Here is a 16,308-nt window from a genome sequence, read left to right as displayed (position 1 = left end):
CCATGGATGCCCGCAAAATCAAAAGCCGCGCCGCCATCGTCGCAGCATTCTCCGAGCTCCTTCGCGAGGAGGACTACGGCAAGATCACCGTCGGCGACATCATCGCGCGCGCTCACGTAGGCCGCGCGACATTCTACGGCCTCTTTAAGAGCAAAGACGACCTACTGTCCGAGCTCGTGAGCGACATCTGCACCCACGCCCTCGACGACGATGGCACACCGCTCGACGACCCACTCGTGCAGGTCGAGCATATCCTCAACAATCTCTGGGAGTGTCGCCAGGGCGTTCGAGCGCTGGTAGCCGGCGCCGGCTCACGCGTCTTCGCCGACTGCCTCCGCAAGACCATCATGTCGCGCGCAGCCGAAACCGTCCCTACCGACCCAAACGGCCCCGCCGCCACCATGGACCGAAGCTTCCTACTACACCACATAGCCTCAAGCTTCGTAGGAATGGTCCAATGGTGGGCCTGGCACAACTTCCAAGCCCCAAAAGAGGACGTAGCCAAAGACTACCTCTCAGCCATAAAACCCCTCTTCAACTAAGTAAGGACCTCATCCCAAAGCATCGCCCCAACCCAGGCCGCCACGCATCCCAAAGCGTCACTCGCACTTCAACGCCCCTACCAGCAACAAGCCCCTCCCATCCAAATTCAGATATATATGTCGGGTTGCTTGTTCCAACGCGACTAAGATCCCGCAGCTGTCCGCATGGGGTAACTTCCCAGCGCATTCCGCAGGACGAAAGAACCCCCGCCGCACGAAGTGCGCAGCGGGGGTTCTTTCATGTCCGAGGACGCGCTGGGAAGTTACCCCATGCGGACAGCGGACAACTATGTAGCCTTGGACTAGAACATGCCCAAGAAACCGTGCACAAACAGTGCAGCCAGAGCGGCACCAACAAACGGAGCGATGCCAGGAACGAGCAGGCCGTACTTCCAGTTGTTGTCGGCCTTGTTCTTAATCGGCAGCACCTGATAGGCCATGCGAGGACCAAGGTCACGAGCCTGGTTCATGGCGAAGCCAGTGATGCCGCCCATGCCCATACCAACGGCCCAAACGATCAGACCGACGCAGATAGCGAGCATCAAAACGTTCTCGCCGGCACGGTTAGCGGCAGCAAGGATGGCGCTGATGAACACGAAGGTGCAGATAGCCTCGCAGAAGAAGTTACGGGCATAGTTCGTACCCTCGGTGGTGGGGTTGGTCGAGAAGATATTGCGCTGGGCAATGGGGTCGATGACACCATCGGAAGCCTTGAACTCATCAGCATACATCAACCACGCGATCACGGCACCCGCAAAGCCGCCGAGCATATCGGCAACCATGAAGGGGATGCAGCTGCTCCACGGCACCAGGCCGACGATGCACTGGGCAAGCACCATGGCGGGGTTCATGCACACGGCGCCGCCAAAGATAAACAGGGCGACCGAGATGCCGAAAGACCAAGTGGTGATGGCAAACATATGACCAGAGCCCTGATACTTGGTGCCCTTGAGCACGGTGTCGCAGTGTACGCCCACGCCAAAGATGATCATGAGGGCCGTTGCGCCGAATTCGCAGAGGAGTTTGGTAAGCATAAAACCTTATCTTTCTTGTCGGTTATAAACGATTCGTTTAGGCCGCGTACTAGTGCTGCGCGACGACAACGCCCAGGCCATCGGGAATGACGGCAACCTTGGCATCGGCACCCTTCATCTCAAAGGCGAGCTTGAGCGCCTCCTCGAGGGTGTTGACCGGCGTCATGTGCATATCCTTGATCATCTGGTGATCGCACAGGTCGGTGACCATGATCACGGGGTGATGCGCCAGGATGCGGGCAAAGATCTGACTCGTCCACTGGTCGGGCAGGGTCTCGTCCTTAGGACGGTCGATGCAGGCGCGCTCAAACTCTGCCGGATCGTTGTCGGCGATGTTGTGATAGTAGCCCTCGCCACCGTGACCGTCGGCGCAACCGGCGACATCGATGATCACGCCGCCCTCGGGAAGCGTGGCCTCGGCAGCGCACATGCCCTTCACGGCCTGGTAGATGTTCTGGTCGAGCGGGTAGCCGCCGTTGGTGGTGATGGCAATCTCGCACTCGACGGGCTCAACGCCGGCAAGGCTCTTCACGAACTCGCAGCCGGCCTCGTGCGCCTTGTGTATGTCGCCGGCAAAGGAGCCGATGACCTCGTGCTTGCCGTTGAGCACCACGTTAAGCACAAAGGCAAGGTGAGCCATCTCGGCAGCGGCAAACATATCCTCGTTCACGTGGTTGTGGCACAGGTTGCCGGCACGCGAATGGGAATCGTTCACAAACTGACCGTTGTGGTTGTACATGATGGTCTTGTAGCTGGCAATGCCGGGCAGCACGGACTTGCGGCTGCCAGAGAAACCGGCAAAGAAGTGCGGCTCAATAAAGCCCTCGGCAAGCAGCAGATCGCAATCGGCAGCAATCTTGTTGATGATGCACTCGCCGCCAGAAGGCAGGGTGCCGATCTTTTTCATCATGCTGTCGTCAGTCGCGACGTGCATAACGATTTCCTCGTTGGCAACGATCTCCTCGCCGTACTTGTTGACGAGCTCCTCGTGCGTCGACGGACGATGCATACCCGTAGCAACCAGAATGCGAACGCGTGCCTCAGGCGCAGCAGAATGAATGTGATGCAGCAGAATAGGCATCGTCACACGCGAGGGAACGGGGCGCGTATGGTCGGAGCTAATGATGACGATATCCTTCTTGCCAGCACAAAGCTCCTCGAGCGAAGGTGAGCCATAAGGGTTGGCAAGCGACTCCTCTACCAGCTCTTCCTGCGATTTTGTAGTCTTAAACTCGTTTTGATGACCTTCCATCACACCCGCGAAGTTCTTATCCTCGAGCTCTAGATGCAACGTCTTATGGTCAAACGGTAGTTCACATTCAAACAATGACGAGCGCCCTCTTCCTTTCAACTGACACACTAGATAAACCGTTGGAAGGATACGCCGCTCACCGAAAAACACCACCGTCCACCGAGTCGTTAACACAACGTTCATATTTGACCCACAACAAAACGGCCGCCACCCCAAAGGGAACTGGAGTCGCTCATAAAGCCGAGTGCGCGCACGCGCGCACGTTCGAAGCCAGGGGGCGGGCGACGCTAGGGATATTCGAGTACATCGAGTGCCTCTACAGCAGGGCCCGCATGGCTCGCCGGGCCGTAGTCCTCCGCCATCCTCCTGCAGGTTTCGGCCAGGTCGCTCGCCTGCTCTTTCGTGAGGAAGCAGGCGAGGACGGTACTTGCTCAGATCAGGAAATCTTCTTTGTTTTCAATCAGAGAGTTCACAGATTGCAAAGGGGATGCCGTGTGCAGGCATCCCCTTCTCCTAGCAAAGCGATATTCGTATACCGAATCGCATATACCGGTAATTGTCATATTAGCTCCCCGCTCTGATTGCCTCGATTCACTTGTGAGCGCAATCGTTTCGTCGGAGCAGATCCATCTCAGCCAAATTTCACGCTGACATGCAGGATTTGATTTGACCGCAGGGAGTATTCCAGAGAGTAGGAGTGCATCTCATTTTCCTCAGGCGCGTTTTTCTTGAGTGCGGAAACGGAAATGATACGCCCCGCGGATCTCGAGTCCTCTTTCGCATCCCCCAAGGGAACATAGTCTCCTTCCGAGGTCTTCTCCCCTACAGAATAACTATAGTCATTTGCATCAAAAGAAATGCCATACTCTTCGGAAATGATTTGGTTAGCCGTCGCAACCGTCTGTTTCTCCCTTTCCGAAGGAATCGATTTTGCGATAGCGCAACCAACCAAAAGGCAAGAACCTGCTAAAGCGAATGCAGCCAATGTAAACATGAGCGTCCTGAATTTCATCGTTTATTCCAATCTGCCGGTTCCTTATCAACTGATCGATTTGGATGGAAGGAACAGCCAGAAACCGGCAGGCGTCCCTTCTTCAGAAAGCTACCAAAGACGGTCTAACGCGCCTTCGCTCCGAATGCGGCATTCGCAACGGACGACGCGTAGGAGGTCGTCGCGAGAGCGCAGCAGACGAAGCCCGCGACCAGCGCGACCAAAGTAAATCCGATACCGGGGGCGATGATCTCGACATCGGCGGAGAGGGCGACCGCCGCGATGCCCACCCAGAGGTACGCGAGCGCGACCGCGAGGGGCACGGCGAGAATCCGAAGCGATGCCGACCGGCACACCTTCTCCAGTCCCCTCCTCGATAGCCCGAGCTTCACGACGGGTCTCATGCGCACGCCCTCCTCGAACGCCCTCGCGTTCAGGCGCGAGTAGGCGAGGCTGGCGGATGCGAGCAGGAACGACACGCTCAGCATGCTCCCCAGGTACAGCATGAGGCTGAACTGCACGCGGTCCGCCTCGTAGTAGCCCCTCGCGAGAACCAGAGAAACCGCGCCTTCCCTGGCGTAGTCCACGATGTCAGCGATTGCCGCAGTCAACTCGGAATCGGACTCCCATCCCTCGTAGGTGTATGCATGCACCTGCGTCTCATCACCGCCGAATCCCGCCGCTTCGTAGTCAGCGTCGTCGAGTACGGTGACCGAAGACGCGTACCCGTCGAGCAGGACGAGCCCCTCCCCGCGCATCACGTCAAGGTCCCCCAGGGCGTTCTCGACCGACGCCGGAACCCCGCTCGGATCGAAGCTCTTCGAACCAGGAAGGAGAAGCGCCTCGCCGGAATCCAAGGAGATTTGATTGCGACCCGCGACGGCGGCGGACTCGTTGTAGGATCTCTCGCTCATGACTGCGTTTCTCGCGTCGTCCGCCCAGGAGAATCCGAAGACGGACCCCACGAGTCCCGGCTTTTTCGCAAGGGCGGACTCGAGCATCTCCACATGGTCAGAGACGGGCACGTCGTCGCCCCTCGCGATATAGCTGACGGGATACGGGACTATCTCCTTCGTCTTCTCGAGCGCCCCGTCGGACAGGGTGAAAAGCCCGACGAGCGCGAAGAACGAGAGGGAGCAGAGCACGGCGGTGACGGTCATCGACTGAAGGTTCCCTTTCAGGGACTCCTGAAACGCGGCGGCCTTCAGCATGGACAGCCCCTCGTAATGCGCTCCTGTCGATCTGCGCCTCGAGAGCCCCACCGCGAAACAAAGATAGAACGCGAGGAACGTTCCCGACGCAAGAAGGCCCACGCCGCCCAGAACGAGGGCGAAGCTCCATACGATGCTCGCATCGCCTTGGCCCATGGCCAGCCCCGCAACAAGAAGCATCGCGCATGCGACAGCCGTAAGAACGGCCGCCTTCACAGAGGGCTTCCCCTCCGCAATGCGATCGGCGTCGAGCAACTCCCCCACGCTCTTCCTGGACAGTCCCCTCGCCCCAAGGAGGCCGGAGAGGAAGAATACAGCGAGAAACGCCGCAACGGTCGCAATAGCGGGCGCTACAGGCAGATAGAAACCAAACGCGACGACGCCCATGGCCCTGCCCGCGGCCATCAGGAACAGCTTGAGGAACGCGGTTCCCAGGACAATGCCCGCGACAATCGCGGACAGCCCGATGATCACGTTCTCCGCGAGCACGATCCTCCTCAACTGCTTCTTCGAGGCGCCCGACATCGCCATCAAGCCGAACTGCCTGCTCCTAGCCCGCAGGAAGCACGACTCCGAATGCGCAATAAAGGCGAGCGAGAACGCCGCGACGAGTGCACCCGACGACGCAGAGATGATCCCGATCGTGCTCTCTGCGTCCGCCCTGCCCATCTCGGGATGCAGGGCGAGGCACACGAACAGGAAGAAAGCCGTGACCGCGAAAACGGAATTGGCGAAATGAAGCGCGTAGTCCCTCCAAGACCTCAGAACATTGTTCCTGGCGATGTCAAGCAATGTCATGCTCAACACCTCCGAGCTGGTTCATCGCGTCGATGATCCGCTGATGGAACTCCTTCTGCGAAGCGCCGCGGTTGATCTCGAGGTAGATGCGGCCGTCCTGAAGCACCAGGACCCTGCTGCAGTAGCTCGCGACCAGCGGCTCGTGCGTGACCATGAGCAACGTCGCCCCTGCCCTGTTCATGTCCGACAGAAGGTGCATGACCTGCCCCGTCGACGCGGAGTCGAGACTTCCCGTTGGCTCGTCGGCAAGCAAAAGCGACGGGTTTGCCGCCACCGCGCGGGCGATTGCGACGCGCTGCGCCTGGCCACCCGATATCTCGTGGGTCCTCTTGCCGAGAATGGATGCGATGCCTAGGTCGCGCGCGAGCTCCTGTGCGCGAGCGCGCGATTTTTCCGCCGGCCACCCGTCGAGCGCGAAGGGGAGGATGATGTTCTCCTCGACCGTGAGCGTATGGACCAGGTTGAAATCCTGGAACACGAAACCCATCTTCCGGCGTCTGAATTCCGCGAGTTTCTCATCTCCCAATCCGTGAGGATCGACCCCGTCGACCCGCACCGTGCCGCGCGACGGCTGGTCAACGGTCGAAACCACGTTGAGCAGCGTGCTTTTTCCGCTGCCCGAAGGGCCCATTATCCCCACGAACTCGCCTTTGGCGACATTGAGGCTTACATCCTCCAGCGCGGTGTAAGGCGAAGCGCCCTCGTACGTCTTCCAAAGGGAGGAAACCTCCAGCACGTTCACCTGCGACTCCTTTCATTCAAAGAACTACGAACCGCATGCTACCCCGAGGCGAAAGGGCTTTGAATCGATGAACGTGTCGCGAACATGTCAGTTCTGTCACCTTTGTGGCGCATTCGCCGCAGGAAGCAGCAATCGAGCCGCAGTGCCGCCCCCATCGCGCTGGGAAAGCGAGAGCTCCGCCCCCATGGCGTCAGCCGCCTTCTTAGCCAGAAACAAACCGATTCCCGTCGAGGCTTCCCCTCTTCTGCCATTCGCCCCCGTGAAGAACGGCCGGAACACCCGTCCCACGTCCTCCGGGGATATGCCGCATCCTTCATCCTCGATGGACACTTCGATGCTTTCTCCGTCACAGGAACTCGCGATGGAGACGAACACGTGGGACGAACGCGGGCTGTATTTCGCCGCATTGGTAAGAAATTGGTCGAGGATGATTGAGATGAGCTTCTCGTCCCCATAGGCGAGAGCATCTCCATCGACGCTCAGCGAGGGAAATACCTCCCGTTCGATGAAAAGATCGCGAACACCGTTGACGGCGTTCCGGGCGAGGCGCGCGACGTCGACCTTCCCTATCCTCAGATCGGTCTCGGGGGAATCGACGCGTACCACCTGAATCAAGGAGTCGAGGCTGCGGTCGAGCTCCCTCGCCGCGCTGCCGAGGCGCTCCATATCGGCATCGGCGCCCCTGGATTCCGAAATAAGGCGAATCACGGCGATCGGTGTCTTGGCGTGGTGCACCCACGATAAGACGAGCGCATCGCGCTCGGATCGCTCATCCGCAAGGCGATGAGCCTCCCTTGAGCACGCTTCCTCCGTTCTCGAGGCCGCCATCCTGGCCCATCGCTCCACAGGGATCGAGCCTCCGAGCCTCCTCCATTCGATCGGGTTGGACTCCCTGATGGCCCTTTCGGCTTCGGAATAGAAACCCCAGGATCTCGCGAGGTGCACGGCGAACAGAACGAAAAGGAGAAAGAGGGAAAGGAAGAGGAAATAAGGCCAATCGACTGCCAGGGACCCTCCGTCCAAAAGCAGCATGCAGGCAAGAGGGGCCAAGGAGGCCGCCATCACGACGAATGCCGTCCATGCTGAATCGCGCAGGAAAAGGGACACGATCCGCAACGCCCTCATTTCTCCTCCTCGGGCATCTCAAGCACGTAGCCAACGCCCCTGACGGCCCTGACTTCAGCGTGGGACCCAACCTGGGCGAGTCGCTTCCGTATCCTCCCTATAACGACGTTCAGCGTGTTGTCCTCCACGAAGCACTCGTCGTCCCATACCTCCCTAAGCAGGCGGGCGCGGCTGACGACGCAGCCGCCGTCGCCGGCCAGAAGCCTGAGGGCCATCAGCTCTGTCTTGGTGAGCTCGGCTTCCCTGCCTTCACAGGCAATCGTCATCTTGCGATCGGAAAGACGCACGTCCCCGTAGGAAAGGAGATCCTCCTCACCGCCCGACAGCTCCCCGTACGCACGGCGGAGCTGGGCTTCTATCTTCGCTTTGAGGATATCGAGCGAAAACGGCTTGCAGACAAAGTCGTCGGCGCCCCGCATAAGGGCCAGAATTTGATCCGCCTCGCCCGACTGCGCGGAGATGAACAGGATGGGGCATCGGCTTTCTCTTCTGATGAGGTCGCACCAGTGATATCCGCTGTTTCCAGGGAGGCCTATGTCGAGCAGGACCGCATGCGGCGCGAAAGAGCGGAAGAGGTCCATCACGTCAGCTCGCCCGTCGGAAACCGCCGTCGCGTACCCGAAACGTTCGAAATGCTCGGATACGATAGAGGCTAGGTTCTCATCATCCTCGACAACGAGTATTCTTTTGTGTTTGCAAGTGAAGCCCGATTCTTTATTCATCTTGCTCCCCATAATCCTTACAGTTCGCACAAAGACATTATGAACCATTTCTCTGATAGCAATGAGTCGGCGGTTTTATTGGAGAAGATACGTTCCGGGACTGTTGGCAATTAAAAGGAGCATGCTCGCGGTGCCCCGCCTGTCCGAGGAGTGGGCGCTCGAGAAGAGACGGCGCGAGAAAGAGAACAGGGAAAGGCTGCGGCGGGAGGAGAGGCTCAAGAGGAGGGTCCGCCATCAGTTTACTTTTAGGCACACTCCGCAGGACGCAAGAAGCCCTCGCCGCACGAAGTGCGCAGCGAGGGCTTCTTGCATGTCCGAGGACGTGCCTAAAAGTAAACTGATGGCGGACCCGGACGATTACAGGGCTATCGATTACCCCGTGTTCTGCAGTCCTGCCGAGACGCCGGTCACAGTCGAAAGAATCAGGCTCATGTACTCGGCCTTCTTCTCCTCGGCCATCTCGTCCTGGTTCATACGCACCTCGCGAAGGGCGCGGACCTGGGCGATGGACAGGGCGTCGACGTAGGGGTTACGCACGCGAACGGCGCAGCCGAGCACGCGACGACGCTGCAGCGGCCATTCATCACCGACGATGGCAAGGACCCACTTACGCGTGAGCTGCATCTCGGTAAAGACCTTCTCGGACAGATCCTGGCGATCGCCCAGGTGCAGATACATCTTGGCGATGCGCTGATCGGTCTTGGCGATCGACATCTCAATATTGTCGATAAAGGTGCGGAAGAACGGCCACTCTTGGTAGGCAGCCTTGAGCTGGTCAAGATCGCCAAGCTGCTCGCAGGCGGTGCCCAGGCCGTACCAAGCGGCCAGGTTAATGCGCGCCTGGCTCCAGCTGAAGATCCACGGAATGGTACGCAGGTCGTCGAGTGACTTCGCACCCAGACCGCGCTTGGCCGGACGCGAGCCGATCGGCAGCAGACCGACCTCGGTCAGCGGCGTCACGGTCGAGAACCACGGTGTAAAGTCCTCGGTGTTCAGCAGGTCCAGATAGCGCTCGTGGCTTGCGGTGTTGAGCTTCTCGGCCATATCCCAGAACTTCTGCGTGGTCTCGGTGTTGGTCTTCTCGACACTCGGGGCCGACTGCAAAAGCGTTGCGGCAGCAACGGACTCAACATGGCGCTGAGCCAGCGTGCGGTTGCCGTAACGGGCAAAGATGACCTCGCCCTGCTCGGTGAGCTTAAAGAAGCAGTTGACCGAACCCTTGGGCTGCGCCAGCACGGCCTTGTTGGCCGGGCCGCCACCACGGCCCACGGCACCGCCGCGACCGTGCATGAGCACCAGGTCGATATCGTTCTTCTCGGCCCACTTGGCGATGCGCTCCTGCGCGGAGTGCAGCGCGAGCATGGCCGTGGTAGGACCGGCGTCCTTGGAGGAGTCGGAATAGCCCAGCATGACCTCCATGCGGCGGTTGGTCTGGGCAAGGCGCTTTTGCACCACGGGCAGCGTAAGCATCTGGTCGAGCACGTCGACGCAGCCCTCGAGGTCCTCGAGCTGCTCGAACAGCGGGATCACGTCGAGCTCGGGGACATCCTCCTCGTGTGCAAAGGACAGGTGGGCAAGCTCAAAGACGTCGGCCACATGCTGGGCACTCTTGGTAAACGAGATGATGTAGCGGTGCGCCATCTTCTTGCCGTAGCGCTTTTGGATGGAGCCGATAGCGCGGAAGGTATCGATGACCTCGCGCGTCATGGGCTGCAGGTCGCCATGGATACCGTTCTCGTGGATATCCTTGAGGGCGCGGGCGTGCACCACGGAGTGCTGACGGAACTCCATCTCGACCATATGGAAGCCGAAGGACTCGACCTGCCAGATGATGGTTTGGACCGGACCGTAGGCGGCACGGACGGCACCGCAGGCAGCAAGCGAACGCTGGACGACGCGCAGGTCATCCAGGAACTCGTCGGCGCTGTGGTACATGGTGTCGGTGATGCGGCGCACGGTGGCGTTCAGGCGGTCGGCCATGACGAGCATGACGGCGCGATGCGGCTCGTGCTCGGAGATCAGTTCGGCGCGGGCCGTGTAACGAGGGCTCATCTCGACCTGATGGTTCCACAGGTTAATGAGCTCGGCAGAAGGCTTGCTGTAGGTGGCCTCGAGCGTGAGGTTGTGGCCGATGCGGCGGCACTTGTCCTCGAGCTTGAGCACCATGTGAGTGAAGTACTTGGCGGCGACTTCGCGGCTCACCTTGGCGGTGACGTTGGGGTTGCCGTCGCGGTCGGAGCCGATCCAGCTGCCGGGATGGAAGAACGCCGGGCACAGCGGCGGCACGGTACCGGCCTTGTCGCCCAGCACCCAGTCGTCAAAACGACGGTAGATGACGGGGATAACGTCGAACAGCGTGTTATCGAAGATGTCGATGATGGTATCGGCTTCCTCGACCGGCGTGGGCTTCTTGAGCGCGATGGGGCTCGTACGCACCAGGGCGTCGATCTCCTGCAGCATATGGCGCTCGTTCTCCACCAGGTCGGAGCCGCCCAAACGCGGACGCTCCTCCAGCAGGTTGGAGATACGGCGAATCTTGCCCTCGACGGCCTTACGACGGGCCTCGGTGGGATGTGCGGTAAAGACAGGGTGGAACTCGAGCTTGCCGAGCAGCTCATTGGCACCCTCGACGCCCATCTCGTTTACCAACTGGTGATAGGCGACGGTGAGTTCGTTGGCGGGATCGACCTCGGTATCGGTCGACGCACCGGCCTCGCGCTCGCGCAGCTGCGCCACACGGTAGTTCTCCTCCGACAGGTTTGCCAAGTGGAAGAAGCTCGTAAAGGCGCGAACGATGACCTGCTGCTTATCAAGCGGCAGGCTGTCAATCAAATCGACGACTTCGCGAAACGCCACGGCGGTGGGCTCGTCGGCAGTGGGCACGCCCTGTTCGTCAACGGACTCGTCGGCAGCGCGGCTACCGGGGTTGCCAGCATTGACCACAATCTCGGCTGTCAAAATCTTGTCGAACAGGTCCGCGATCTCGGGATCATACTCGCTAAGCACACGACGTTCCAGGCGCAGGAACAGCGCCAGATTATCGCGCAGCTCCTCGGGGATCTCGATCTCGGCGAGACGCTCCCTGGACTCGGCATTCGAGCCGATTCGGTTAACGAGGCGGTTGACCACGGCAGCGACGCGCGCCGCGGCTTCGGGTACAGACTGGTTGCTTAGGTTCTCAGCCACGTTTCCTCCCATTCCTCCTTCTATGCACGTAACATGCGGTATTCATTATAGGCGCTTGAGAAATACTTTCGACACTGATTGCGCTTTACCACACAAAAGTATTTTCTGCATTGCAAGGGTTTTTGCCCCAAATGGTCGTATTTCTCGGTGGGCGGCATATGCAAGCGAGGGCATTCCGCATAAATGCGAAACACCCCCGTAACAATAGCTCGTCGCGAGCGGGACATGTTAGCGGGTCCGCAGCTCAAAAATCATGCGCTACAGACGCTCGCGAACCGCCTCGACGACGTTGGCCAGATCGACGAGAACCTCGTCATGGCTCTGCATGTCGCGCACCTTGACCTTGCCGGCGGCAAGCTCGTCGCCGCCCAGGACCAGGATGAGCTTGGCGCCTACCTTATCGGCCTGCTTAAACTGGGCCTTGAGCGAACGGCCCTGATAGTCGGCCTCGGTCACAATCCCTGCGGCGCGAAGCTGCTGCGTAATGGTAAAGACGTTCTGACGCAGCTCCTTGCCGGCATTGGCGACGTAGACGCACGGGACCTCCTCGGCACCCAGGTCGCTGCCAAAGGCCTGCAGGGCCAGCAGGGCGCGCTCAAAACCGACGGCGAAGCCGACGCCTGCCGTGGGCTTGCCGCCCTCGAGCTCGACGAGGCCATCGTAGCGGCCGCCGCCGCCGATGGAGCCGACGCCAGCGCCAGGGGCCTCGACCTCAAAGACAGTACGGGTGTAGTAGTCCAGGCCGCGCACCAAGGTGGGATCCTCGACATACTCGATACCCGCCGCATCCAAATAGCGCTTGACCTGCTCGTAGTGCTCACGGCACTCGTCGCACAGGTTGTCGCCCATCAGCGGGGCGTCGGCCATAATCTCGCGGCAGTGGTCGTTCTTGCAGTCGAAGGCGCGCAGCGGGTTGAGCTCGGCGCGCTCGCGGCACTCATCGCACATCTCGTCGGCGTGATCGAGGATAAACTGCTTGACCTGCTCGCGGTAAGCCGGACGGCACTGCGCATCGCCCATCGAGTTAATAAGCAGGCGAAGCTTGGAAAGGTCGAAGCCCAGGCGCTTGTAGAACTCCATGAGCATGATGATGCACTCGGCGTCTGCCGCCGGATCGGGAGCGCCGAGCCACTCGATGCCCACCTGGTGGAACTGGCGCAGACGACCCTTCTGGGGACGCTCGCCACGGAACATGGCCTCGGCATAATAGGCCTTAAACGGCGTGGAGCCCTGGGGCACCAGGTTGTTCTCCACGACGGCGCGCACCACGCCGGCCGTGCCCTCGGGACGAAGGGCCAGGCGCTGCTTGGGCTTAAGCTTAGTGTCGGTGCCTTCGGTAAAGACGCGCTCCAGGTTGGCACCGCTAAACACGCGGAACATCTCCTTGCGCACGACGTCGGTCGACTGGCCGATACCGTGGACAAACACGTCCACCTGCTCGATCGCGGGCGTCTCGATGGGCTTAAAACCAAACGGCTCGAACACGCCGGCCGCAATCTGCTGCATCTTTTGCCAGGCGCGCATCTCGGCGCCGATAAGGTCGCGGGTTCCCTCCGCCTTCTGTGCCTGCATGGGCAAACACCTTTCTTTTGTATCGCGTCATAGGTAGTGGACATTATACGGCACAAAAACAAAACGCGGCGGCGCGTCTGACCGAACGAGGGTATGGGGACTCGTTCGGCCAGATGCGCCGCCGCTGTTTGTGATTCGTTTTCCTTCGCCTCTTTCGAATCACGTGATCTGTTGGGGACGGAGGAAAACGGATCATTTCGTAGGCCCGTGGCCGCCTTGGAAACCGAATGATGGTACGAGCATCCATTCGGCTTCCAGGGCGGCCACGGACAGAACGGGGCGAACAGAAAAGAGCGACGGGCGTCTACTCCCCCGCCACGCTCGTGCGCAGCTTGGCGGCGATGGGCTCGGATGCCAGCAGGAACACGAGCATGACCACGGAGCGCGCCAGGCACACAATCCAGGTGCTCGCAAAGGAGCCCGTGGCATCGAACAGCACGCCCGAGACGATGGCGCCGGTAGTGCCCAAGATTGCCTTGAAAGACAAGGACATAGGCCTTATGGCCATGCCCGCAGGCTTGAAAGGCAAGGTTGGGTGCTACCGGTGGTCAGCGATATAGCCCAAAGCGACCGCCGTGTAAGCCGCGGCGCCAAGGGGAAGCTCGGCATCGCTAAAGCGTGCCTTGGGATGGTGCTGAGCAAAATGCTTGTCCGTATCAGTCGCGGCAGCGCCCACGGTAAAGTACGCACTCGGGATCTCGCTCGAGATCAACGCGAAGTCCTCGCTCGCCATGGCGTGGAACAGTGGCAAGAAGGCGGACTTGGGCAGCACCGCGCCCACGTAGCCAAGCGACGCCTGCGTCATATCGTCATCGAGTACGAGCGGGGGAACATCCGAGAGCGTCTCGATAGTCGCCGGCGTACGATAGGTCGTGGCAACACCTTTGACGACCTCCGCGATGCGGGTCTTGAGGTGCTCCATGAGCTCGACGTCGAAGCCGCGCAGCGTTCCCTCGAGCACACAAGTGTCGGGGATGACATTTGCGGCCTGACCGCCGGCGAACTTACCGACAGTCAGTGCGACCTCCTTGGCCGCCGGCACCTCGCGGGAGATGAGCTCCTGAAGCGCCAGATGCACATGGACGCCGGCCGTGATGGGGTCGATGCAGATCTCGGGGCTCGAGCCATGGCCACCCTTGCCCTGAAGCGTGATGCGAAAACCGTACACGCCCGAGAGCGCCGGGCTGCCGTAGAGCACCAGGCCAAGCGGCGACTGGCTATTGACATGCATGGCAAAGGCGGCCTGGGGACGCGGGTTCTGCAGCAGACCATCGGCGATGGCGGCGCGGGCACCCTCAAAGGTTTCCTCGCCCGGCTGGAACAGCAACTTAACCGTGGCATTGGCGTCGACAAGCTCTGCCTCGCGCGCCTTGAGCATACGGGCTGCACCAAGCAGCGCCGTCGCGTGCATATCGTGTCCGCATGCGTGCATGCAGCCGTTCGTAGAGGCGAAAGGCTCGCCTGACTCTTCGGCAACGGGCAGGGCATCCATGTCGCCACGCAGCATAACGACCGTACCGGCCTGTTCGTCCGTGCAGACGCCATTGCCTTGGGCCGCGGCGGCACCGGCGCCGACAAGGCCCACAACGCAGGAACCATCGACGAGCGTGGCAAATGGGATATCCATCTCGGTCAGGCGCGCTTGAATATACGCAGAGGTCTGCGGGAGGCTATTGCCCAGCTCGGGCATCTGGTGTAAATCGTGTCGCCACGCAGCGAGCTCGTCTGCAAAAGCCTGAGCTTCTGCAACAAGACCGTCACCGATAGCGGCCTGCGCCGCCGCGGTGGCCTTGGGCGCTGATTGCGGTTGAAGATCGGACAGTGCTGGTGCCATAGATGCCCCCCAGTAACGTTTTTGCAGCAAGCACTTTGATAGCGTAAAGTGCAAGGTATTACTTTAAGGGTGACGCATAAAAAATGCCGCCCCGGGAGGGCGGCGCAACAAGTTGTTTACAATTGCGGGCGTGGCTTTTTGCGCAAAAAATCGAAGTGAGTCTCGCTCAAGATAATCGACAGGAAGATAAGCACGAAGCCGGCGAGCAGACGCGAGGTGAGCGCCTCCCCCATCAGCAGCACCGAAAACAACACCCCCGAAGGGGACTCCATCGAAAGGAGCAGCGAGCCCGTCGAAGCCGGGACATGCGCCAGGCCGACGTTTTGGATGAGCAGAGCCACGCATGTGCAGCCCACCGAGAGAAACGCCATCGCAGTGATAAAGCTCGGCGTCCACACGGACAGAGGCGCTTGGGTCTCGAATAGCAGCGACGTTGCCAGGCTCAGCACGCCGTTGCCCACAAACATCCAAAACGTGATGACGTTGATGTCCATTTTGCGACCGTACTTGGCGGTCACCGCCATCTGGATGGCGAAAAAGACCGCACCCGCCAGCGTAATGACGTCACCGATGTTGAATTCAACGCTATCGAGCGCCACCAAACCAATGCCCGCCAAGCACAGCAGTGCCGCGCCCAGGTTATAGCGGGTGAGTTTTTCGCCGCTCAGAAAATAGCTCGCGAACGGCACAAGGATGCAGTACGTGCCCGTCAAAAAAGCATTCTTGCCCGCCGTAGTATGTGCCAGACCGACCGTCTGCAACGCATAGGCCGCCCACATGAGCACGCCCATACTCAGGCCAACGATCAGGTTGCGAGCGTTGAAATGTGCAATGATGCGCTTGTGGAAGACGGCAAACATGACCAACGCTGCGGGCAGAAAGCGTACATAGAGCAGCGCGAACACCGGAATGGTGCCGAGTGCGTCCTTCATAGTGGTAAAGGAGTAGCCCCAGATGACCGCCACCGAAAGGAGCAGAACCTTCCAGAACAGCGGAGAGCGTGCGCCGGCGCCCCGGGGAATACCGCCCGCGCCCAGGTCTTCACGGGCTACAGGGCTATCGGGCAAGTTTTCGATTTCGTTGGCAGCGTATTGGGCCATGGAACATCCTCGCACTCAATCTGGGCGTGGTGTCCGCACGCATATGGCTGCGTGCCGCCTCATGGTCAAATAAAAACGGAGCGCACCGGACCCCCGGCACGCCCCGCTACTGTAACAACAACCAAGCAACCCACGCAATCCAGCCCACTAAAGTACCGACTTGAATAACCTCGATGTTCCGTCAACGTCAGCGAAAACG

At 60.1% G+C, this 16,308-nt stretch carries 13 protein-coding genes; 1 reads left to right on the top strand and 12 read right to left on the bottom strand.

Translation table 11 applies throughout. The features are described from left to right. Positions 1-2 precede the first annotated feature (2 nt). Positions 3-542: a TetR/AcrR family transcriptional regulator gene (locus AAA138_RS00855; protein ID WP_349089205.1), complete on the top strand. Its 540-nt coding sequence runs from the start codon at positions 3-5 to the stop codon at positions 540-542. Positions 543-844: 302 nt separating this feature from the next. On the opposite strand, the gene larD is transcribed toward AAA138_RS00855, so the two are convergent. The 12 genes from larD to AAA138_RS00795 all read right to left on the bottom strand — a co-directional run bounded on the left by larD (position 845) and on the right by AAA138_RS00795 (position 16,109). Further along, the gene (gene larD / locus AAA138_RS00850) at positions 845-1,576 is read right to left on the bottom strand and encodes a D/L-lactic acid transporter LarD (RefSeq protein WP_349089204.1); all 732 of its coding nucleotides are present in this window, start codon (positions 1,574-1,576) and stop codon (positions 845-847) included. Positions 1,577-1,625: 49 nt separating this feature from the next. Then, positions 1,626-2,903, bottom strand: coding sequence for a nickel-dependent lactate racemase (gene larA, locus AAA138_RS00845; protein WP_349089203.1), 1,278 nt, complete (start codon positions 2,901-2,903; stop codon positions 1,626-1,628). 556 nt (positions 2,904-3,459) lie between these two features. Next, entirely contained in the window at positions 3,460-3,840 is a 381-nt protein-coding gene (locus AAA138_RS00840; protein ID WP_346964890.1) for a hypothetical protein, read from the bottom strand. 104 nt (positions 3,841-3,944) lie between these two features. Next, a complete protein-coding gene (locus AAA138_RS00835; protein WP_349089202.1) occupies positions 3,945-5,828 on the bottom strand; it encodes an ABC transporter permease in 1,884 nt (627 codons plus the stop codon). Next, positions 5,815-6,570 carry an ABC transporter ATP-binding protein gene (locus tag AAA138_RS00830; protein WP_349089201.1) on the bottom strand — a complete coding sequence of 252 codons (756 nt, stop codon included), beginning with the start codon at positions 6,568-6,570 and terminating at the stop codon, positions 5,815-5,817. The genes AAA138_RS00835 and AAA138_RS00830 overlap by 14 nt, the downstream gene beginning before the upstream one ends. A gap of 96 nt (positions 6,571-6,666) precedes the next feature. After that, on the bottom strand, positions 6,667-7,695 hold the full coding sequence (locus AAA138_RS00825; protein ID WP_349089200.1) for a HAMP domain-containing sensor histidine kinase: 1,029 nt from the start codon (positions 7,693-7,695) through the stop codon (positions 6,667-6,669). Beyond that, positions 7,692-8,417, bottom strand: coding sequence for a response regulator transcription factor (locus AAA138_RS00820; RefSeq protein ID WP_349089199.1), 726 nt, complete (start codon positions 8,415-8,417; stop codon positions 7,692-7,694). Before AAA138_RS00820 ends, AAA138_RS00825 begins: the two co-directional genes overlap by 4 nt. Positions 8,418-8,789: 372 nt before the next feature. After that, positions 8,790-11,522 carry a phosphoenolpyruvate carboxylase gene (locus AAA138_RS00815; RefSeq protein WP_349089367.1) on the bottom strand — a complete coding sequence of 911 codons (2,733 nt, stop codon included), beginning with the start codon at positions 11,520-11,522 and terminating at the stop codon, positions 8,790-8,792. A 339-nt stretch (positions 11,523-11,861) separates the two neighbouring features. Then, positions 11,862-13,175 carry a histidine--tRNA ligase gene (gene hisS / locus AAA138_RS00810; RefSeq protein ID WP_148332450.1) on the bottom strand — a complete coding sequence of 438 codons (1,314 nt, stop codon included), beginning with the start codon at positions 13,173-13,175 and terminating at the stop codon, positions 11,862-11,864. A 304-nt stretch (positions 13,176-13,479) separates the two neighbouring features. Continuing rightward, positions 13,480-13,662, bottom strand: a complete 183-nt coding sequence (locus AAA138_RS00805; protein WP_349089198.1) for a hypothetical protein — start codon at positions 13,660-13,662, stop codon at positions 13,480-13,482. 51 nt (positions 13,663-13,713) lie between these two features. Beyond that, entirely contained in the window at positions 13,714-15,009 is a 1,296-nt protein-coding gene (locus AAA138_RS00800) for a M20 family metallopeptidase (protein WP_349089197.1), read from the bottom strand. Positions 15,010-15,125: 116 nt separating this feature from the next. After that, on the bottom strand, positions 15,126-16,109 hold the full coding sequence (locus AAA138_RS00795; RefSeq protein WP_349089196.1) for a DMT family transporter: 984 nt from the start codon (positions 16,107-16,109) through the stop codon (positions 15,126-15,128). Positions 16,110-16,308: the final 199 nt, after the last annotated feature.

Origin of the sequence: Collinsella sp. CLA-JM-H32B (assembly GCF_040098065.1) — a bacterium.
In the GTDB taxonomy this organism is placed as follows: domain Bacteria; phylum Actinomycetota; class Coriobacteriia; order Coriobacteriales; family Coriobacteriaceae; genus Collinsella.
Note: the sequence above shows the minus strand (reverse complement) of the source record. Positions and strands in the feature narration are given on the sequence as shown.

Excerpts from the sequence above, each read along its gene's own strand:
- AAA138_RS00825 (WP_349089200.1), bottom strand. The coding sequence starts at position 7,695 with ATGAGGGCGTTGCGGATCGTGTCCCTTTTCCTGCGCGATTCAGCATGG.
- AAA138_RS00820 (WP_349089199.1), bottom strand. The coding sequence starts at position 8,417 with ATGAATAAAGAATCGGGCTTCACTTGCAAACACAAAAGAATACTCGTT.
- hisS (WP_148332450.1), bottom strand. The coding sequence starts at position 13,175 with ATGCAGGCACAGAAGGCGGAGGGAACCCGCGACCTTATCGGCGCCGAG.
- AAA138_RS00835 (WP_349089202.1), bottom strand. The coding sequence starts at position 5,828 with ATGACATTGCTTGACATCGCCAGGAACAATGTTCTGAGGTCTTGGAGG.
- AAA138_RS00855 (WP_349089205.1), top strand. The coding sequence starts at position 3 with ATGGATGCCCGCAAAATCAAAAGCCGCGCCGCCATCGTCGCAGCATTC.
- AAA138_RS00800 (WP_349089197.1), bottom strand. The coding sequence starts at position 15,009 with ATGGCACCAGCACTGTCCGATCTTCAACCGCAATCAGCGCCCAAGGCC.
- AAA138_RS00840 (WP_346964890.1), bottom strand. The coding sequence starts at position 3,840 with ATGAAATTCAGGACGCTCATGTTTACATTGGCTGCATTCGCTTTAGCA.
- larD (WP_349089204.1), bottom strand. The coding sequence starts at position 1,576 with ATGCTTACCAAACTCCTCTGCGAATTCGGCGCAACGGCCCTCATGATC.
- AAA138_RS00795 (WP_349089196.1), bottom strand. The coding sequence starts at position 16,109 with ATGGCCCAATACGCTGCCAACGAAATCGAAAACTTGCCCGATAGCCCT.